The organism is Actinomadura sp. 3N508 (genome assembly GCF_044326375.1).
Lineage (GTDB): Bacteria > Actinomycetota > Actinomycetes > Streptosporangiales > Streptosporangiaceae > Spirillospora.
In genome coordinates this window covers 909,683-928,493 of sequence record NZ_JBIRAX010000002.1, presented here as the reverse complement: position 1 = coordinate 928,493, position 18,811 = coordinate 909,683, and the positions used below count along the sequence as shown (strand labels likewise).

Genomic DNA, 18,811 nt, shown 5'->3' with positions numbered 1-18,811 from the left:
CGGATTCGCCTAGGGCGTTCGGGCGTCTAGCCTCACGAGCCGGAGGACGACGACGCCGAAGGAGAACCGGATGGCCCACAGCCTCGTTTCACCGGAAGTGACGGCGCTGCCCAAGGTCAGGGCGCTGCGCGAGGCGCTGGCCGCGTTGCCCGGTGCCGTCGTCGCTTACTCGGGCGGGGTGGACAGCTCGCTGCTCGCCTACGTCGCGCACCAGGAGCTGGGGGAGCGGGCGCTCGCCGTCACGGCCGACTCGCCGTCGCTGGCACGGGCGGAGCTGGCGGACGCGTGTGCGCAGGCCGAGCGGCTCGGGATGCCGTATCGGGTCGTGCAGACGCAGGAGCTTGAGGACACGCGGTACGTCGCCAATGGGGGCGATCGGTGCCGGTTCTGTAAAGAGGCGCTCGTGTCGGTGCTCGGCGCCGTGGCGGCCGAGGCGGGGGACTGGCCCGTTCTGCTGGGTGTCAACACGGATGATCTCGGCGATCACCGGCCGGGGCAGAGTGCGGCGCGGCGGCTTGGGGCGCGGTTCCCCATGGTGGACGCAGGGTTGAGCAAGGCAGAGGTTCGGGAGGCCGCGCGGGAGCTGGGGCTGCCTACTTCTGAGAAGCCTGCTTCGGCTTGTCTGTCGTCGCGGCTCGCGTACGGGGTGCCCGTCACGCGGGACGCGCTGCGCCGGGTCGAGGACGCGGAGGACGCGCTGCGGCGCGCCGGGTTCGGTGGCCGGTTCCGGGTTCGCGACCAGGGCGGCGACCTCGCCAGGATCGAGGTCGAGGCGGCCGACATCGGGCGTGCGGCGGAGCGGGCGGGCGAGCTCGTCGCGCTGCTCAAGGGGGCCGGGTTCCGCTATGTGACGCTCGATCTGGAGCCTTACCGGCAGGGCAGTCACAACGCGGTGCTCGGGCTTCCTCGGGTGCGGGCGGCGACATGACCGTTGACGAGCTGGGGTTCGCGCGCGTCGACATCGGGCGGGGGCGGCGGCGCGGGCATCCGGAGGCCGTCTACTGCGAGGGCAAGACCGTTGCGGAGGTCGTCGCCATCGCCGAGAGCCTGATCGGGTCTGGGGCGGTCAATGTGCTTGCCACGCGGGCCGGGAAGGAGACGCTGGACGCGTTGCGCGCCGCGTTCCCCGGCACGGTGGTGCATGAGCGGGCCCGGTTGGCTGTGCTTGCGCCTGTTGCGGTGTCCGGGGTGGGACGCGTCGAGGTCGTGTGCGGGCGGCCGGAGGACGAGGCCGCGGCCGAGGAGGCGGCGCTGGTCGCGGAGGCCATGGGGAGCCGGGTGGTGAGGCGCTATGACGCGCCTGTCCATGATCCCGCCGCCCTGCCCGAGTGGCTTCGCGAGCAGGACGCGCCTGGCGTTTTCGTCGTCGCGGACGGGACGGGTGGCGCCCTGCCGACGCTTGTTTCGGGGCTGACCGACCGGATGGTCGTCGCGTTGCCCACGTCCGGGGGAGGCGAGCAGGCCGGGCAGGCTGCGTTGCTGTCGGCTCTGAACTCGTGCTCGGCCGGTGTCGTCGTGGTGAACATCGACAATGGATACGGGGCCGGCTACGCGGCTCATCTCGTCAACGCGGCGGGGGCGTGATGCGGCCGATCGTCGCCGTCGCCGAAGCGGCCGGGCTCGATGCGGACCAGGTGCGGCAGCGCGTCAAGGAACTGCTGGCCCGGGACGCCGAGGTCGCGTTTCTGCGGCGGGCGTCGGGCGAGCAGTACGAGGCGGCGAAGGAGGCCGCGCCGGGGGCCGTCCATCATGCGCGGTCCGGGCTGGTGGTGCTGACGCGCCCGCGGGCCGCCGTGCCGGTGCCCGTCGCCGTTCTGTCCGCGGGGACGGCTGACCTGCCGGTGGCCGAGGAGGCCATGGCGGGGGCGGCGGCGTTCGGGCTGGACGTCGAACTGATCGCCGACGTGGGGGTCGCCGGGCTGCATCGGCTGCTCGCAGTGCGGGAGCGGCTGGACGAGGCGCGGCTGCTGATCGTCGCGGCGGGCATGGACGGGGCGCTGCCCTCGGTCACGGCGCGGCTGACGTCGCGGCCGGTGATCGCGGTGCCGACCAGCGTCGGCTACGGCAGTTCCGGCGGCGGGCTCGCGGCGCTGTCCGCGCTGCTGAACTCGGGAGCGCCCGGCCTGGCCGTCACCGGGATCGACGACGGGCTCGGAGCCGCGGTACTAGCGCGAAGGATGCTGACATGACGAAGATCGCGTACTTCAACTGTTTCGCCGGGGTGGCCGGGGACATGGCGCTCGGGTCGCTGCTCGACGCGGGCGCCGACCTCGATGAGGTGCGGGCCATGCTGAAAGGGCTGGACGTTCCGGGCTGGTCCCTGGACGTCGAGCGGGTTTCGCGGCGCGGGATCGCGGCCACGCGCGCCATCGTCGATGTCAAGGACGATGCCGTTTCACGCACTCATGCGGTCATCGAGGAGGTCGTGAGCGCTTCGCCGCTGCCGGAGCGGGTGCGCGAGCGCGCCCTCAACGTGTTCCGGACGCTGGCCGAGGCCGAGGGCGCCGTCCATGGGTCGCCGCCGGAAGACGTGCACTTCCACGAGGTCGGCGGGCACGACGCGATCGTCGACATCGTGGGAACGTGTGCCGCGCTGGAGACCTTGGGTGTGGACGAGGTGCGCGCCGCGCCCATTCCTGTCGGACGAGGGTTCATCCGGTGCCGGCATGGGCTCATCCCGAACCCGGGGCCTGCCGTTGTCGAGCTTCTCGCCCGGGCCAAGGCGCCCATCCAGGGGCACGACATCGACTCCGAGATGGCGACGCCGACCGGCACCGCGCTGCTGGTCACGCTGGCGACCGAGTTCGGGCCCATGCCGTCCATGACCGTCACCGGGAACGGGTTCGGGGCGGGGACGAAGATCTTCGGGGACTTCCCCAACGTGACGCAGGTCGTCCTCGGCGAAACGGACTGAAAGCGGAAGGGCGCCCGCCGGACGTCGTTGGCCGGCGGGCGCCCACGCTTGAGCACCGCGGTCAGCGGCGGCGCCAGATGCGGTTGTGCGGGGACGACGGCGCCTGCGGCTTGGTCGACTCCCACTTGCGGCGCCATTCGGCCGCGTCCGGGCCCCGGGGCGCGCGGCGGCGGTCGGTGGAGTGCAGGGACGTCCACCAGTCCTCGTCGTGCTCGACCCACAGGCGGCCGATCTCGTCCTCCAGGCGGGCGTTGAACGCGCTCGTCGACTCGTCCTCGTCCGGGGTGAGCGGCTTGCCGTAGCGGACGGACACGACCGGCCGCCCCTTCTTCGGCCAGAACCCGCCGCGCGGCATCGCCTGGTACGTCCCGCGCAGCACCAGCGGCACCGCCGGGACGCCCTGCTCGCGGCACAGCAGCGACGCGCCCATCCGGAACCGCCGGGCCCAGCCGTCCGTCGAGCGGGTGCCCTCCGGGTAGATGAGCAGGCTCCAGCCGTCCTGCAGCAGCTCGGACGCCAGGTCCAGCGCCCCGCCCGAGCCGCGCCGCTCGATCGGGAACGCGTTGAACGTCAGCGCGGTCGCGACCGCCCGCCAGCGGGCGTCGAAGAAATAGTCGGCCGCCGCGGCGACCGCGACCCGGTTGCGGATCCGGACGGGCAGCGAGCCGAGGATCAGCGGCGTGTCCAGGTGGCTCGCGTGGTTCGCCACGAACACGACCGGGCCCTTGAACTCGTCGAAGACCTCCGCGCCGTGGATCTCGGGACGTGTCTGGCTCCACGTCAGCGTCCTGAGCACGCCGTCGAACGCGACCTTCCGGGCCGCGATGGCGAGTGGCGTCCGCGCCCATTCGGTCGGGAACGGGCGGCTGGGCGGGGCCGTCTGCCACGGCTGCGCCGACCGGGGCGCCGGGGCCCGGCCGCGCCAGTCGCGGCCGCGCCGCAGCAGCCGGACCTCTTCGACGAGTTTCATCCGGCCGCGCTTGCCGGAGCCGCCGCTCATCGGACGTCCGCCAGCGTCATCGGCGGCGTGTGCAGATAGGTGAGCGACGGGCTGCGGCCCACGGTCTCGCCCGCCATCTCCAGCGCGTCCGCGAGCGTGCTCGCCGCGCGGAACCCGAGCCGGGACGCGACACGGCGGTCGGCGCCCACGCAGATGACGTCGCCGAGGTGTGACAGCGCGTGCGCGCCCCAGTACCACATGTAGAACGGGTGGACGCCGTGGTAGGCGTACGAGTTCCGGTACAGGTGGACGTACCAGGGGTCGGTCGCGTACTGCTCCTCGTACTTCGTCTCGATGGTCGCCGGGTCCGTCGTCTGCGTCAGCACCTCCTCGTAGAAGTCGATGTAGCTCGGGTGGTGCAGCGGATGGAACTCCGACTTCATCGGGTGGTACATGATCAGCGCGCCGCCCTCCCGGACGAGCGGCTTGTTCTTGTACATGTTGAAGTAGTAGCCGAGCCCCAGGCTGTACACGAGGATCGGGTTCATCACCGAGTTCACGTTGTACGGGCACAGGTACGGCAGCCCCAGCATGAGGACGTCCGACTGGCCCTGCACCTCGGTGAGCTGCTGCCGGTGCACGTTGGCGAGGGTCTTCTCGTGGACGAGGTCCGTCGCGCCCGCGTGCACCCCGGTGATCCCGTAGGGGGCCCGCATGCCCTGCCACACCTTGTGCCGGGCCCCGGCCGGGGCGAGGTCGTTGGCGCGCTTGCCCGCGAGGAACTTCGCCTGGTCCTTGAGCGTCCACTCCCATTCGCGCTTGTTCAGGAACTCGAACGGCGACGGGAACTGGTCGTTGTTGACCGTGCACTCGATGTGGAACACCCGCACCGACTCCGACAGGAGCTTGTGCATCCGGTCGTAGGAGTGGTGCATCGCCGAGTTCGGCGGGTCGTTGAACGAGCGCGACTCCCGCAGCGTGTGGACGTTGTGGTGGTGCCGCAGGCTCTTGTACGACGCCAGCCCCACCGACACCGACTTCGCGCCGCCGCTCATCGCGACCAGCGTGATGTTCACGTACACGATGAGGTCGCTCTCGGCGGCCCGCTTGTTGATCTCGACGTCCTCGCCGTGCCGGGTCTGGCCGAGCAGGGTGAGGTTGTCGCGGTCCTCGGCGTCGTGGTTGCCGAGCTTGTCGGGCCAGAACGAGTTGAAGACGCGCTCGCCGACGATGTGCTTGATCTCGGCGGGCGTCATCCTGCGGTGCAGCGCGTTGCCGGCGATCAGCTCGACGTCGTCCACCCCGGCGGCGGCGGCCATCTCCAGGACCTGCTCGATCACCCGGCCGCGGACGTCCGGTGCCCGCATCGGCGGCAGCGGCAGCGACAGGTCGTCGAACACGATCGTCAGCCGCATGCCGGAGTGCAGCAGCTCGGGCAGCGGCTCGCTGCCGAGCGGGTTCAGCAGCGCGTCGCGGATCCGGCCGGTGACGTCGCGGATGCCGGGCAGCGAGTCCGGCGGGTAGATCACGCGGGTGCCGAGCGGGAAACGCTCCAGCCGGAACCCTTCTCCTTCGTGCACGAGAAGCGGTGGCGTCCGCTCGTCCACCTCCAGAACGAGTCCCGGTCTGCTCATCGGACTTCCTTTCGCTGGGAACTCTGGGCTTCAGCCCTGGGGAGGAAAATGAACATGCCACTTGGAGGCACGATGGAGGTTGTTCCGTTGCCAGAACAAAGCGGCATTAAGCAGCACATATGTCGCCTGCTAAAATTCCGCCTATGCGGATGGCGTACAAGTGTCGGGCTTATCCGTCCCCCGAACAGGCGGCGATGCTTAATCGCACGTTCGGATGCGTGCGCGTGGTGTGGAACCAGACACTGGCTTGGCGGCACCACCGATGGCGTCAGGATCGAGTTGGCACCAATGTGCCGCAGGCGAACGCTTTTCTCACGCGGCTCAAACAGACCGAGGAATTCGCGTGGCTGAGCGAGGTCTCCTCGGTGCCGCTGCAGCAGGCGCTTCGCACGCAGCAACGAGCCTTCGCCAACTTCTTCGCCGGACGGGCTCGCTACCCGCGCTACAAGTCCCGGCGTGGCCGCCAGAGTATGGAGTACACCCGTAGCGGGTTCCGCTGGCGAGAGGGACGCCTGACACTGGCCAAGACCAACGCGCACCTGCATTTCGTGTGGTCCTGGCCTGATGTCGACCCCGCCACACTTGTCCCGACGACCGTGACGGTCTCCCGCGACCCCGACGGCCGCTGGTACGTCTCCCTGGCCGTGGAGGCCGCCGATCCCGACCAGGCCGCGGCCACTGGCGCGATGGTCGGCGTCGATCTGGGGGTCGCCGACTTCGCGGTGACGTCCGACGGGGAGCGGATCGCCAACCCCCGGCACTTGGAGCGTAAGGCGGCCAATCTGGCCCGCTACCAGCGGCGCATGGCACGCAAGCAGCCCGGGTCCAGTAACCGCAGGAAGGCCAGGACCAAGGTCGCCCGTGCTCACGGCAAGGTGCGCGACGCGCGCCGGGATTTCCTCCATAAGACTTCGACTCGGCTGGTCCGTGAACACGATGTGATCGTTGTCGAAGACCTCGCGGTGGCCAACTTGGTCGGCAACCGCCGGATCTCGCGTGCGATCTCCGATTGCGGATGGGGCGAGTTCCGCCGCCAACTGGAGTACAAATGCGCGCGGGCGGGCCGGACGCTCGTGGTGGTCGATCGCTGGTATCCGAGCTCCAAGACCTGTTCGGCGTGCGGGCACCTGCTCGTACGGCTCTCGCTCCGCACCCGGACGTGGCGCTGCCCGTCCTGCGGCACCCGGCATGACCGGGACGTCAACGCCGCCAAGAACATACTGGCCGCTGGTCGAGCGGTGACGGCCTGTGGAGGTGAGGTCGGACGTCCGGGCAACCGGATGCACTCGCCGGTGAAGCAGGAACCCCAGTCCGCGAAGGCTGGAATCCCCCGGCCCTAGCCGCGGGGAGAAAGTCAACTAACGGCTCCTTCGCGGTCGGGGGTTTCGCCAAGCGAGGGTCGGTCCCCGTTCTGGGGGTCGAAGGCGATTTTGACGCTTCCGGAGCGTCCGGCGGACAGGGCGTGCGACAGCGCGTCCCGCCAGCGGGTGAGGGGGTAGACGCTGTCGACGAAGCCGTCGAGCGCGTCGTGCGAGGCCAGGTCGATCGCGGCCTGGAAGTCGGTGGCGCCGCGGCTGGCGTAGGAGCCGACGATGTTCAGCTCCCGGTACCAGGCGGGCGTCAGGTCGACGGGCTTGGCGGGCATGCCGGACAGCAGCACCGTCCCGCCCGCGCGGACGAGCCGCAGCGCGGTGTCGAGACCTTCGCCGCCGGTGCATTCGACGACGATGTCGGCGCCGCCGAGCAGGTAGCCGGGGCCCAGTTCGGGGCGGACGACCGCGCCGCCCGTGATGCGGCGCAATCCGCGGAGTGCCGCCGACGGGTCGATCGTCTCGGTGGCGCCCAGGGCCTTGGCGCGGCGGCGCTGGCCCGCATGCCGGGCGATCACCGTGATGGGCCCGGCCGGGGTCAGTTCACGGAGTGCGAGGACGGTCAGCAGGCCGACCGTTCCGGCGCCGACCACGACGATCGACGTCCCGCGCGGCACGTCGATGCGGCGGACGGAACGCACCGCGCACGCCAGCGGCTCCGCCAGCACGGCCCGGACCGACGGCAGCGACTCCGGGACCCGGTGCAGCTGGCTGCGGTGCGCGACCAGGCGCTCCGACCAGCCGCCGCCCGTGTCCGCGCAGAAACCGGTCTGGAGGCCGGAGGAGATCCGCCCGGCGTTCACGTGGTCGCAGCGGTTCTCGTTGCCCTCCGCGCAGGGCGGGCAGGGGCCGGTGCCGCGGGCGCGGCACGGCAGGACCGGGTCGATGACGACGCGGGTCCCGGCGGTCAGGCCGTCGCCCGCGTCGTCCATCAGCTCGGCGACGATCTCGTGGCCGGGGACGAACGGCATCGACGTCAGCGGCGCCAGGTACGGGGACACCTTCCCGGCGGCCATCGACAGGTCGGAGCCGCAGATCCCGGACAGGACGGGACGCAGCCGCACCCAGCCGGGTCCCGGCGTCCCGGGCGGCGGCTTGGACGTCAGCCGCAGCGGCGCCAGCGACGGGACGGCGGCGGACCGGAGCCGTCCCGGGAGCCGCGAGGCGGCCAGGTAGCGGGCCGGTGAGCGGTGGTACTCCAGCGCCAGGATCATCGGACCCCACCTTTCTGAGCTTCGCCTTGCAGGGCGGCGTCCAGGAGCGTGGAGAGGGCGCCGGAGTCGCCGTCCCAGTCCGCGATCGCCCAGCGCTGCCGCTTGGCGTGACGGTACAGGCGGGCGTCGGGGTTCACGGCCACGGGGTTCCCGACTTGCTGGAGGACGGGGAGGTCGGAGTAGTGGTCACCGTACGCCCAGCTCCCCGACAGGTCGACGCCCTCGTCGCGCGCCCAGGCCCGCAGCCACGCGGCCCGCGACTCGCCGATGAGGGGCGGCTGCTCGAAGCTGCCGGTGCAGCGCCCGTCGACCACGCGCAGGTGCGCGGCGAGCATGTCGTCGAAGAGCGTGCGGAGCGGCTCGACGAAGACGTCCAGGGTGCCGGTGAGCAGGATGGTGCGGTGCCCGGCGGCGCGGTGGTTGCGGATGCGGCGGATCGCCTGCGGCCAGGCGCGGCGCAGCAGCACGTCGCCCAGCCGGTCGCGGGCCAGCGCCCTCAGCTGTTCCTCGTCCGCGCCCTCGTAGCGCTGGACGAACTCGCGCAGGAACTCGCCCCGGTCGCGGTGCTCGGTGCGCATGTAGTGCGGGACTTTCCGCAGGACGGGCAGCAGGGTGGTCGGCCACGCCTTCAGGGGGACGTCCAGGAGGCGGGCCCACAGGTGCGCCTCGACGACGTCCGACGCGACGATCGTGCCGTCGAGGTCGAACACGGCGACGACGTCGCTGCGCTCCTCCAGCTTGAAGGGCTGCGGCTTCGGGCGCGCCGACGTCCCGATCGGGCGCGGCTGCGGGGAGGGCTGCTGCGCGTGGCGGAACGCGGACGTCACGGCGGGGCAGTGCACGTCGCGGAGGTAGTGCGCCCAGTCGATGACGGCCGAGTCGCAGCCCGCGCCCTCCGGCAGCGACTTGTCGAGCGCCAGCGTGGCGCTGTCGGCGTAGACGACCTCGGCGGCGCCGTACGCGCCGTACAGGTCGCGGTAGCGGCGCAGCATCCGGACCTCGCGGCCCTGCTTGTACAGGTTGCGCTGCCAGCCGCGGGTGCGGTCCCCGCTCGGCAGCATCATCAGCGCCTTCTCGGCGACGTCCATCGCGCGCTCGGCGTGGCCGAGCATGCGGTCGGCGCGGCCCTCGCTGAGCAGCGTCAGTTCGCGCGGGCGGATCGCGCCGCGCCCGTCGGTCCCGGGCAGCGGATGCCGGTCGAAGTACTCCTTGACGAGTTCGACCAGCCGTTGCAGCGTCAGCGGGTTCCGGGCGCCGGACCCGACGTGGTAGTACGCGGGCGAACCCGGCTCCGGCGGCGCGGCGGCGGCGGCGAGCAGCGCGCTCACGACCAGGTCGACCGGGATGATGTCGACGACGCCGTCCGCGATCCCGGCGAGCGCCCGCAGCATCCCCTGGCCGTAGGCGAGGATCAGCGGGTCCGCCATCTTGAACCCGTCGATCCAGCCCGGGTACGGCAGCTCCAGGGCGCTCTCCACGATCGCGGGACGGACGATCGACAGCGGCACGTCGCTCGCGGTCTGCTCGGCGGCCCGCTCGCCGAGGGCCTTGGTGAGGGTGTAGACGTCCGGCCAGCCGAGGCTGCGGGCCCGCTCGCGCCCGTAGGCGATGAGCCGGTCGTCGACCTCCTCGCGGCGGCGGCGCTCGGTGTCGGCGGCGACCGCGGTCGGGCCCGCCTTGCCCTGCTCCTTCAGCGCCGCGGCGCGGAGCCGCCCGAGCACCTCGGGACGCCGCGAGTCACGCTCCACCGACCGGCGCGCCTCCACGGCGCACTCCAGCTCGGTCTCCCAGTCGATGGCGTGGTCGAGGGTCGTCTCCGGGACGATCCCCTTCCGCGACCCCGCCACGTACGCCGTCGACACGTGCACGATGTGCGGCGACTTCCCCGACCGCTGCCCGGCCCGCCGCACCGCCTCGTACAGCGCCACGGTGCCGACGACGTTCGTCTGGAACGCCTCGTCGATCGGCGGGTCGAACGACACGATCGACGCGCCGTGGATGACGGCGTCGATGTCGTCCGGCAGCTCCGGCACGGACTCGGTGAGCTCGGCCGCCACCACCCGCACCCGGTCCCGCACGGCGGCGCGGGCGGCGTCGTCGCCGACCCGCTCCCGCCACGGCCAGAACACCGGCTTGTCGATCAGCTCGTCCAGCCGCTGTTCCGCGGTGACGCCCGGTTTCTCCCGGAGCACCGCGACGACGCGGGTCTCGAGATGCCGGGACAGGACGCGCTCCAACAGCGCCTGCCCAATGAAACCGGTGACACCGGTAAGCAGGAGTGTCTTTCCTGCCAACCCGTCGTGTGCGGGGGTATCGCTCATGCTGCCTGTGTCTCCCTGTGTACGCCGGCGTGGGCGAGTGCCCAGTCGGAGGCCATCTGGGGTATGCGGTGGCGCGGGAGCCGTTCCAGCGAACGTTGCCGCGCGTCCTCGGCGAGGGTCGCGCCGGCGAAGCCGGGGAGCTGCGCGATGGTGGCGTCGAGGCGGCGGAGCCGGTCGAGGCCGTCGTCGTCGCCGAACAGCCAGACGAGCGCGAAGTCGCTCTCGTCCTGCGGGCGCAGCCCGGTTCCCACGGGGGCCCAGAGGCGCTGCATGGCCCAGCGCGCCATCCGCCGCGCCCGCGCGCTGCGCTCCAGCCGGAGCCGCGCCTGCGCCCGGTAGAACGCGAAATGGCGGCGCTCGTCCTTGATGATGCGCCGCAGGATGTCGCGGAGCACCGGGTTCTCGCTCTTCTCGATCATCGACTGGTAGCTGTTGATGGCGCTGAGCTCGTTCATCGCGCCCCACGTCATCTGGATCGCGACGAAGTCGCGGGTCAGCGCGGAGCCGAGCATCGAGACGAGGTGCCCGGTGTAGACGCCGCGGCCGAGCGCGCGGCGGATCCGCTCGTTGCGGGCCACCTTGGTGGGGTACGGCGAGTGGACGGTGACGCGCTCGCGGTCGGGCGCCAGCGTGAAGCCGGCCTCGCCGAGGAACCGGGAGAGCGCCTCACCGTGCCAGAACTCCTCGTAGATCCAGCAGCTCATGAACGCCGTGATCTCCGGGTCGAACGCGGCCCGGGTCGCGAGCAGGTCGCGGGCGTACATCACGGTGTGGGTCTCGATGTCCATCATGAAGGTCAGCGTGCGCGCCTCCGCACCCGACACGGGGAAGGCGGGGATCGTGTCCCACTCCACCCCCGACAGATCGACCGCCTTGGAGTTGCGCACATAGCGGTCAAGGTCGAAGTCCTGCTTCATGACCGGAACGCTAGGCACGGAAGGGGAGCGGCGAATCCGTCATGTGACGGGGCACTTCCCCGGTACCCGAACCCGCAGCTAGGGGCACCTCTGCGACGAGTGTGAACCCGCCTTTCCCGTCCGTCCCGGCGGAGAGGGAGCCGCCGAGTGCGCCCGCGCGGGCCGTGAGGTTCGACAGGCCCTTCCCGGTGCCGGGGTCGGAGCCCGTGAACGACGGCGGGATGACGCCGTCGTTGTGGACAGTGAGCCGGGCGGCGCCGTCCTGGACGGTGACCGTGACGGCGCAGTGCTCCGGATGCGCGTGCCGCAGCACGTTGGTGACGGACTCGCGGAGGACGGCGGCGAGCACGCCGTCGACGGGGGAGGACGACGGGAGGCTCGTCTCGTTGGGGAGGTCCACGTGGACGTCGGCGCCCGCGGCTTCGAGTGCGGCACGTGCCGACACCGCCTCGTCGCGGAGGGAGAGGGCGCGGTCGTCCTCGGCGACGGCGCGGGCCTCCGCTCGCGAGCGCTCCGCGAGGTCGGCCAGCTCGCCGATCTCGGTGGCGGCGCGGGACGGGTCGGAGGTGACGAGCCGCCGCGCCAGCTCCGCCTTGACCGTGATCGTCGAGAGGCCGAGGCCCAGCAGGTCGTGGACGTCGCGGGAGATGCGCAGCCGCTCGTTCAGCGCCGCCATCCGCGCCAGCCGCTCCCGGGCGACGTCGACCTCGCGGGCGAGCATCGGCAGCCGGTACAGCGCGTAGACGACCACGCCGATCTGCACAGAGATGGCGGACGTGTAGAGGTAGAAGAGTGTGCCGTGCGACGCCCAGAGCGCGGGGACGCACCACGCCACGATGGTGAGGGAGAACAGGATCCAGGCCCAGCGTCCGCGCGAGACCAGGAGGACGGACCCGGTCGCGAGGGACGCCATCGTCGCCCAGTCGGGGCCGAACAGCGCGTACGGGACGAAGACCAGCAGGATCTGCGCGGAGAGCGTCCATGCGCCGCCGCGGGGCCGCCGCCTGCGCAGGACGGTCGAGGAGTGCCGCAGGACGAGCGCGGAGATCGCGGCCGTCACCACTACGGCGGCGGCGGTGGCGCGCCAGGAGCCGTCCGTCCCGGCGTAGACGTAGATGATCTGCTGCCAGGCGAAACCGGCGGTCAGGATGAGGATGATCGTCCAGGCGAGGCGGGACTGCGTGACGCGTCCCGGCCGTTCCCGGCGGCGCGACGGGCCCTGCAGCGCGCCGACGATCGACCGGACGTCCGTCGCCGCCTGCCGTGCCGTCCGGGCGACCTCTTCCATGTCGTCGCGTGCGGCGGGCGCGTCGACCGGGAGCCGGTCGCGGGCGCGGCGGCTCAGCTCCTCGATCCGGGTGAGCGCCGCGCCGAGCACCGCGCGGAGGCTGCCCGCCGCCTCCAGCCGTTCCCGCGCCGCCGCGGCCGCCGCGAACCGTTCCCGCGTCGCGTGCAGCTCCCGGACGAACCCCGACAGCCGCGTGATCGCGTACATCGAGATGCCGACGTTCACCGTCGCCATCACGCAGAACGACACGTCGACCGCCGACCAGCCCTGGTAGTAGCGCAGCAGACCCTCACCGGCCGCGACGCCCGCCACCATGAACCACGACAGCGGCGGGCGCAGCAGGAGCAGCATCGACCCGGCGAGGAACCCGCCGACGACCGGATACCAGTTGGTGCCGAACACGAGGAGCGGCAGCAGGGCGAGCGCGGTCTGCACTGACAGGTGCGTCCAGATCACCCAGCGGCGGGGACGCTGTGACCTCGGCCCGTACAGGACGAGCAGCCACTGCACGCCGAAGATCCCGATGATCACGAGGGTGGCCGACAGCAGCATGTGGGACGGGCCCGTCTCCGCCTGCTTCACCAGCCTCGTCTGCAACATCAGGACGAGGTACATGCCGGTGATGGTGCGCGCGAAAAGAGGCGTCCGACCGGCGATGCCACCTGGCCCCGCCGGCGCGCCTCGTTGCTGCGCGGGCTCGTCCTGTCGCGCCCTGGTCACGCTCTGCTCACCGGCCCCCCAACGCCGTCCCATCGGATGATGAAACGCCGGGGCCGCCGGATCAAGGGAAATAAGCGCTTGAATATTTTCCCGGCGGTACTTTTGTGGCGCGAGCGTCAGGCGGGGATGGTGATCGTCAGGCGGGAACGTGCCTGTGCAGCTCGGCTCGGGAGGCGACGCCGAGCTTCGGGAACGCCTTGTAGAGGTGGTAGGCGACCGTCCGGTGGCTGAGCCGCAGCCGCGCCGCGATCTGCCGGTTCGTCGCGCCGGTCATCGCCAGCCGGACGACCTGCATCTCCTGCGCGGTGAGCTGTCCGGGGAGGTCGGCGTCGCCGCCCGTCCGGACGCCGCCCTGGCCCGCGGCCCGCAACTCGCTGCGCGCCCGCTCCGCCCACGGGGCCGCGCCGAGCCGCTCGAAGATGTCCAGCGCCGCCCGGAGCCGGGCCCTGGCCTGCGCGCGGCGCCGCGACCTGCGCAGCCACTCCCCGTAGAGGAGTTCCGTGCGGGCGCGCTCGAACGGCCGCCCGCCCTCCCGGTGGGACGCGAGCGCGAGCGTGAAGTGCCGCTCCGCCTCGTCGGGGTCGGCGGCGAGCAGGGCCCGGAAGCGGGACGCGACGCCGTCGAGCCACGGCTGCCCGGCGTCGCGGGCAAGCGCCTCCAGCCGCGCCATGGGCTCGGTGCCCGCGCCGGGACGGTCCGCCGCGATGGCGGCCCCGACGGAGTCGATGAGCGCGAGGATCTCCGGTGGGGTGGCGGCCGGGGCGTCCCGGTTCGCGTCCTGGAGGTGTTCGAGGGCGTCCTCGGGACGGCCCAGGCCGAGGGCGAGCAGGCCGAGCGCGTCCCCGACCCGCCCGTCTGCGGAGGCGGACAGCGCGCGGCAGCGGACCTCGTCGCCCTCGATCGCCGCCTGCCGCGCCTGGATCGACCTCACCACGGCCGCCTGCCGCCGCTGGCCCGTCTGCTCGGCTATCTCCAGCGCCTCGCGGGACAGGGCGCGGGCCTCGTCGTGCTCGCCGTGGAGGAGCCGTGCCCACGCCTCGACGGCCAGCGCGCGGGGCACGAGACCGAGCAGCCCGCGGCGGCGGCACCGGGCCACGAGGTGCGCGGCCCTCTCGGCGGCCGCCGCGTCGTCCCCGGCCAGCAGGGTCACCTCGGCGGCGAGCAGCCAGAGCCGCTCGTCCTCGGGGCATGCGTCGGCGAGCAGGTGCCGGGCCTTGGTGACGTCTTCGTCGAGCAGCGCCGACAGCGCCTGGGCCATGACGGAGCCGTCTGCGAGCGCGTCCCTTGCCTGGACGGCCGTCGGACGATCACCGCACGACCATGCGTGGAACACGGCCTCTTCGAGCAGCCGCGTGCGGAGGGCCTGGTCGCTGTAGGCGCGGGCCCGTTCCAGCAGCAGGCGGCCTGCGGCCTGCGGGACGCCGTGCTCCAGATCGACGCCCGCCCGGACGATGTCGACCCGCGCCCGCGTCTCCTCCGCGTCGCCCGCGAGGGCCGCGTCTTCGGCCAGCGACCTTGCGTGGACGAGGCGTCCGGCGGCAAGTTCCGCCTCCGCGGCGGCGGCGAGGCGGCGGGCACGGACCTCCGGGTCACCGGCGAGGCGGGCGGCGCGCTCGTAGGCGGACGCGGCGCCGGACGGGCCCGACCGTTCCCGGATGTCGTCGGCCGCCGACTCCAGTTCGGCGCCGACGGACTCGTCCGTCCCGAGGGCCGCGGCGGCCAGGTGCCGGACCCGCAGGTCCGCATGCCGGTCCGTGCGGCCCGCCCCCGCGTGCACCTCCGCGAGCGCCCGATGGACGGCGATCCGCCGCGTGACCGGAACGCCCTGGTAGGCGGCGGCGCGGAGCAGCGGATGCCGGAAACCGATGGTGGTGCGGGTCACGGCGACGACGCCCGCGTCCTCCGCCGCCTCCAGCGCCCCGAACGGGACACCGAGATCGCGGGCCGCCTGGACGACCACGCCCGGCTCGCCGGAGTCGTCCGCGGCGGCGACGGCGAGCAGCAGCCGCGCCGGTTCGGGCAGGTCACGGACGGTGCGCTCGAACTCGGCCGGGACGGCGGCCAGCCGTCCCGACCCGGCGGCGGCGAACTCGATGAGGGCGAGGGGGTTGCCGCGCGCCTGCTCGACCAGGCCGTCGCGCCGCTCGGCGGACGGCGGCTCGGGGGCGCGCTCGTCCAGGAGGCGGGCGGCGTCGGCGGCGTCGAGGCCGGTCAGCGCGAGTTCGGGGAGGCCGGTGCGCGCCCAGCCGCCGGTGCCGTCGCCGTCCCGCAGCGCGATGAGGAAGACGATGCCGCGCGAGGCGACGCGGCGGGCGGCGAACAGGAGCGCGTCCGCCGACTCGCGGTCGAGCCATTGCGCGTCGTCGATGAGGCAGAGCAGGGGAGCGTCGGCCGATTCGGAGAGGAGGGTCAGCAGGGCGAGGCCGATGAGGAGCCTGTCGCCGGAGCCGGGCCGGGCCAGGCCGAGCGCGGCGCGGAGGGCCGCGGCCTGCGGGCCGGGCAGGGCGTCGAGCTGGTCGAGGCGGTCGCCGAGGAGGAGGTGCAGGGCCGCGAACGGGATCCCGGACTCCGCCTCGATCCCGCTCCCGCGCAGGACGCTCATCCCCGCCGCCCGCGCCTCGGCGTGGTCGAGCAGCGCGGTCTTGCCGATCCCGGCCTCGCCGCGCAGGATCAGGACGCCGCCGCCCGCGCCGCCCGGCCGGGCGCGGTCGAGGAGCCGGTCGATCTCGGCGACCTCGGCCGCGCGTCCATGCAAAGGTTCCCCCACCATGCTCCGGAGCCTGTCATCGCGCGTTAGCGCTGGCCAGTGCGGTGCACACCGATCCGCATGTGAATCGTCCGGGGGTCGGGCCATGCGTTTCTCATACGCGCCTCAAACATGGATCTTGCTCACACCCGGGCGGCCGGGCCGGGCGGCCGGGCCGGGCGGCCGGGCCTCACACCCAGCCGAACTCGCCCGCGATGCGGATGGCGTCGATCCGGTTGCGCGCGTTCAGCTTGGTGATGCAGCTCGCCAGGTAGTTGCGGACGGTCCCGACCGTGAGGTTGAGGGCGAGCGCGATGTCGTCCACGTCCGCGCCCTCGGCCGCGAGCCGCAGCACCTGCGCCTCCCGGGGCGTCAGCGGGCTCTCCGGCTGCCGCAGCGCGACGAGGGCGAGCTGCGGGTCGACCACCTGCTCGCCCGCCGCGACCCGGCGGATGGCGGCGGCCAGCTCGGCGGGCGGCACGTCCTTGAGGACGAACCCGTTCGCGTGCGCGTCCAGCGCCCGCCGCAGGTCACCGGGACGCCCGAGGCCCGTCAGCATGAGCACCCGGCATTCCGGCATCCGCTCGTGCAGTTCGGCGGCGGCGGTGACGCCGTCGACGCCGGGGAGGTCCACGTCGAGGACGGCGACGTCCGGCCGGTGCCGCAGCGCCGCCTTCATGATCGCGTCGCCGCTGCCGATCTCCGCCACGACCTCCAGGTCGGGTTCCAGATCGAGCAGCCCGGCCAGGGCGCCGCGCAGCAGCGCGACGTCCTCGGCCAGCAGGATCCGGATCGTTTCGGGCACGGTAGGAACCGTATCTAGTGGGCCCGCGCTCAGCGGCGGCGTGTCCGCCGGCGGCCGCCTGACGTCACCGTTCAGTCCCGTCATCGATGATCACGTCCTCCACGATCATCCGGCCGGGGTCGTCCGCGGCTCGCGGAAGACCGCCCTGATGAACAGCTCGGTGTGGCGCAGCGCCCGCTCCCGGGCGTTCCGCCGTTCCTCGGGTGGGGCGTCGGCGTGCAACCACAGTAGCCGCGCCTGGCCGATGGGCCCGAACAGCGCCCAGGCCAGGTCGGCGGGACGCCCGAGGTCCTCCGGGATCCAGCCCGCGTCGATCCACTGCTGGAACAGCGTGCCCGTCTCCTCCATGGAGCGGCCGATGGTGTCGCCCATGGCGGCGCTGTGGACGAGCCCGTCCCGGACCATCAGGCTGATGAACAGCCGCCCGCTGGGCGAGTCCCAGGCTTCGAGGACGTGCCTGACCAGCGCGCGGACGTAGCCGGGCGGGTCGCGGTCGGCGAGCTCCTGGCCCAGGATCTCCCGTCCGGCGACGAGCCCCTGCGGCCCGAGCTTCGCCACGGCCGCCTCGAAGATGTCCTGCTTGCTCGCGAAGTGCGCGTAGAGGACGCTCTCGCTCAGCCCGACCTCGCGGGCGATCGCGCGGATCGAGGTGCCCGTGTACCCCTTCTGCGCGAAGAGCCGCAGCGCCGCCTCGACGAGCTCGGACTTGGTGTCCCCGGCCTGCGTCTTCGGCGGACGCCCCGGCCGCCGCCGCGCCTGTCCGGGCGCTTGACCCGGCGCCTGCTCCTCCGGCGTTATCGGCACCTCTCGCTCCCTCCCCGTTCCACCTGCCCCTGACCCGTTCGTATTACAAGTGCAGCGTGCCGGACAGGTCCACCGGTCCGCCCGGTGGACCTGCCTACGGCCCCGATCATTCTCATGAGCTCGCGGCGGGTTCCGTCGCGGCGCCGTGGTTCCGGCCTGCGAGCTGCCGCGCCTTCGCCGGGACGAGGACCAGCGCGAGCCCGGCCACGGCCCACACCGTCAGGACGAGGAGCGGCGACCCGATCGCGTTGCCGTCGAAGTAGACGGTGTTCCGCACCGCGTCGATGGCGGCCGCGACCGGCAGCCATTCGCCGATCGCCGCGAACCACTGGGGGATGAACTGCGGGCCGATCGGCCCGCCGCTCGCCGGGACGCCGATGGGGATGAGCACCAGCGCGGTCAGCGCCAGCGCGGGCGGCCCGGCGACGCGCAGCGCGCCCGCGGCGAACGAGGCGACCGCGAACACCAGCAGGCTGCCGAGCCCCCACAGCTCCAGCGGGGCGCCGGCGAGCGCGCCCGTCAGCCCTGCGGCGACCCAGGCGTTGGCCCCGCCCAGCGCGATCGACCCGGCCGCGAGCAGCCCGAGCCGCTGCGGCGCACCGGCCTTCGGGAGCGCGACCGCGAGCATGACCGCCAGGATCACGGCCGGGATGACGGTGGTGATCACGAAGAAGATCGCGGAGACGCCGTTGTTGTCGTCGGCGGGCAGCGGCCGGACGTCCTCGACCGTGACCGGCTGCCCGGTCGCCTGCCCGACCCCGTGGAACGCCGTGGTCAGCGCGGCCTGCTCGATCTTCCCGTTCGCACCCGCGAGGACGAGCTTCGCGCCGCCCCGCCCGGGGACGCCGGGGACGAAGACCGCGTCGACCTCACGCTCCAGCAGCGCGTCCCGCGCCTTCTGCTCATCGCCGTACGCCGTGAGGTCGAAGGCCCCGTCGGCCCTCTTGTCCATCATCGTGCCGAGCCGGTCGACCGCGGCCTCCGGCGCGACGACGGCGACGGGCACGTCGTGCGGCTCCAGGTGGTGCAGGGCCCCGAGGAACGACCCCGTGAAGATCAGTCCGATCAGCGACACCACCACCATCACGGCGATGGGCTTGCCCTTCTCGTGCATCGCTGCCTCCTTGCTCCGATGCCG

At 72.7% G+C, this 18,811-nt stretch carries 15 protein-coding genes; 5 read left to right on the top strand and 10 right to left on the bottom strand.

Features of this window, described 5'->3' with window-relative positions; translation table 11 throughout:
* The first annotated feature begins 70 nt into the window (after window positions 1-70).
* From larE to ACH34S_RS10505, 4 genes are read left to right on the top strand one after another with little or no spacing between them, the layout of a single operon-like run.
* On the top strand, window positions 71-928 hold the full coding sequence (gene larE / locus ACH34S_RS10520) for an ATP-dependent sacrificial sulfur transferase LarE (protein WP_395952306.1): 858 nt from the start codon (window positions 71-73) through the stop codon (window positions 926-928).
* Window positions 925-1,584: an AIR carboxylase family protein gene (locus tag ACH34S_RS10515; RefSeq protein ID WP_395952305.1), complete on the top strand. Its 660-nt coding sequence runs from the start codon at window positions 925-927 to the stop codon at window positions 1,582-1,584. The genes larE and ACH34S_RS10515 overlap by 4 nt, the downstream gene beginning before the upstream one ends.
* Window positions 1,584-2,189, top strand: a complete 606-nt coding sequence (gene larB / locus ACH34S_RS10510; RefSeq protein WP_395952304.1) for a nickel pincer cofactor biosynthesis protein LarB — start codon at window positions 1,584-1,586, stop codon at window positions 2,187-2,189. The genes ACH34S_RS10515 and larB overlap by 1 nt, the downstream gene beginning before the upstream one ends.
* Window positions 2,186-2,914, top strand: a complete 729-nt coding sequence (locus ACH34S_RS10505) for a LarC family nickel insertion protein (protein ID WP_395952303.1) — start codon at window positions 2,186-2,188, stop codon at window positions 2,912-2,914. Before larB ends, ACH34S_RS10505 begins: the two co-directional genes overlap by 4 nt.
* 61 nt (window positions 2,915-2,975) lie before the next feature.
* Here the strand turns inward: ACH34S_RS10505 and ACH34S_RS10500 are convergent, their stop codons facing one another.
* Together ACH34S_RS10500 and ACH34S_RS10495 are read right to left on the bottom strand one after the other, a co-directional pair.
* On the bottom strand, window positions 2,976-3,914 hold the full coding sequence (locus ACH34S_RS10500; RefSeq protein WP_395952302.1) for a lysophospholipid acyltransferase family protein: 939 nt from the start codon (window positions 3,912-3,914) through the stop codon (window positions 2,976-2,978).
* Window positions 3,911-5,488: a lactate racemase domain-containing protein gene (locus ACH34S_RS10495; RefSeq protein WP_395952301.1), complete on the bottom strand. Its 1,578-nt coding sequence runs from the start codon at window positions 5,486-5,488 to the stop codon at window positions 3,911-3,913. Before ACH34S_RS10495 ends, ACH34S_RS10500 begins: the two co-directional genes overlap by 4 nt.
* Before the next feature lie 143 nt (window positions 5,489-5,631).
* On the opposite strand from ACH34S_RS10495, the gene ACH34S_RS10490 reads away from it, so the two are divergent.
* Window positions 5,632-6,828, top strand: a complete 1,197-nt coding sequence (locus tag ACH34S_RS10490; protein WP_395952300.1) for an RNA-guided endonuclease InsQ/TnpB family protein — start codon at window positions 5,632-5,634, stop codon at window positions 6,826-6,828.
* 14 nt (window positions 6,829-6,842) lie between these two features.
* Here the strand turns inward: ACH34S_RS10490 and ACH34S_RS10485 are convergent, their stop codons facing one another.
* From ACH34S_RS10485 to ACH34S_RS10450, 8 genes are all read right to left on the bottom strand, one after another.
* Window positions 6,843-8,072, bottom strand: coding sequence for a zinc-binding dehydrogenase (locus ACH34S_RS10485; RefSeq protein WP_395952299.1), 1,230 nt, complete (start codon window positions 8,070-8,072; stop codon window positions 6,843-6,845).
* Window positions 8,069-10,393 (bottom strand): HAD-IB family hydrolase, encoded by a 2,325-nt coding sequence (locus ACH34S_RS10480; protein ID WP_395952298.1) that lies wholly within the window; start codon window positions 10,391-10,393, stop codon window positions 8,069-8,071. The genes ACH34S_RS10485 and ACH34S_RS10480 overlap by 4 nt, the downstream gene beginning before the upstream one ends.
* Window positions 10,390-11,310, bottom strand: a complete 921-nt coding sequence (locus ACH34S_RS10475; protein ID WP_395952297.1) for a hypothetical protein — start codon at window positions 11,308-11,310, stop codon at window positions 10,390-10,392. Before ACH34S_RS10475 ends, ACH34S_RS10480 begins: the two co-directional genes overlap by 4 nt.
* Window positions 11,311-11,320: 10 nt before the next feature.
* Entirely contained in the window at window positions 11,321-13,213 is a 1,893-nt protein-coding gene (locus ACH34S_RS10470; protein ID WP_395952296.1) for a sensor histidine kinase, read from the bottom strand.
* A gap of 241 nt (window positions 13,214-13,454) precedes the next feature.
* On the bottom strand, window positions 13,455-16,088 hold the full coding sequence (locus ACH34S_RS10465) for an AAA family ATPase (protein ID WP_395952295.1): 2,634 nt from the start codon (window positions 16,086-16,088) through the stop codon (window positions 13,455-13,457).
* Between the two features lie 166 nt (window positions 16,089-16,254).
* Window positions 16,255-16,869: a DNA-binding response regulator gene (locus tag ACH34S_RS10460; protein ID WP_395952294.1), complete on the bottom strand. Its 615-nt coding sequence runs from the start codon at window positions 16,867-16,869 to the stop codon at window positions 16,255-16,257.
* A 105-nt stretch (window positions 16,870-16,974) separates the two neighbouring features.
* Window positions 16,975-17,673, bottom strand: coding sequence for a TetR/AcrR family transcriptional regulator (locus tag ACH34S_RS10455; protein WP_395952293.1), 699 nt, complete (start codon window positions 17,671-17,673; stop codon window positions 16,975-16,977).
* Window positions 17,674-17,785: 112 nt separating this feature from the next.
* Window positions 17,786-18,787 (bottom strand): hypothetical protein, encoded by a 1,002-nt coding sequence (locus tag ACH34S_RS10450; RefSeq protein WP_395952292.1) that lies wholly within the window; start codon window positions 18,785-18,787, stop codon window positions 17,786-17,788.
* Window positions 18,788-18,811: the final 24 nt, after the last annotated feature.

What these genes read in the sequence shown, in the direction of transcription:
- ACH34S_RS10490 (WP_395952300.1), top strand. Translation starts at nt 5,632, where the DNA reads ATGCGGATGGCGTACAAGTGTCGGGCTTATCCGTCCCCCGAACAGGCG.
- ACH34S_RS10450 (WP_395952292.1), bottom strand. Translation starts at nt 18,787, where the DNA reads ATGCACGAGAAGGGCAAGCCCATCGCCGTGATGGTGGTGGTGTCGCTG.
- ACH34S_RS10485 (WP_395952299.1), bottom strand. Translation starts at nt 8,072, where the DNA reads ATGATCCTGGCGCTGGAGTACCACCGCTCACCGGCCCGCTACCTGGCC.
- ACH34S_RS10500 (WP_395952302.1), bottom strand. Translation starts at nt 3,914, where the DNA reads ATGAGCGGCGGCTCCGGCAAGCGCGGCCGGATGAAACTCGTCGAAGAG.
- ACH34S_RS10480 (WP_395952298.1), bottom strand. Translation starts at nt 10,393, where the DNA reads ATGAGCGATACCCCCGCACACGACGGGTTGGCAGGAAAGACACTCCTG.
- larB (WP_395952304.1), top strand. Translation starts at nt 1,584, where the DNA reads ATGCGGCCGATCGTCGCCGTCGCCGAAGCGGCCGGGCTCGATGCGGAC.
- larE (WP_395952306.1), top strand. Translation starts at nt 71, where the DNA reads ATGGCCCACAGCCTCGTTTCACCGGAAGTGACGGCGCTGCCCAAGGTC.
- ACH34S_RS10495 (WP_395952301.1), bottom strand. Translation starts at nt 5,488, where the DNA reads ATGAGCAGACCGGGACTCGTTCTGGAGGTGGACGAGCGGACGCCACCG.
- ACH34S_RS10475 (WP_395952297.1), bottom strand. Translation starts at nt 11,310, where the DNA reads ATGAAGCAGGACTTCGACCTTGACCGCTATGTGCGCAACTCCAAGGCG.
- ACH34S_RS10515 (WP_395952305.1), top strand. Translation starts at nt 925, where the DNA reads ATGACCGTTGACGAGCTGGGGTTCGCGCGCGTCGACATCGGGCGGGGG.
- ACH34S_RS10465 (WP_395952295.1), bottom strand. Translation starts at nt 16,088, where the DNA reads ATGGTGGGGGAACCTTTGCATGGACGCGCGGCCGAGGTCGCCGAGATC.
- ACH34S_RS10470 (WP_395952296.1), bottom strand. Translation starts at nt 13,213, where the DNA reads ATGTACCTCGTCCTGATGTTGCAGACGAGGCTGGTGAAGCAGGCGGAG.
- ACH34S_RS10505 (WP_395952303.1), top strand. Translation starts at nt 2,186, where the DNA reads ATGACGAAGATCGCGTACTTCAACTGTTTCGCCGGGGTGGCCGGGGAC.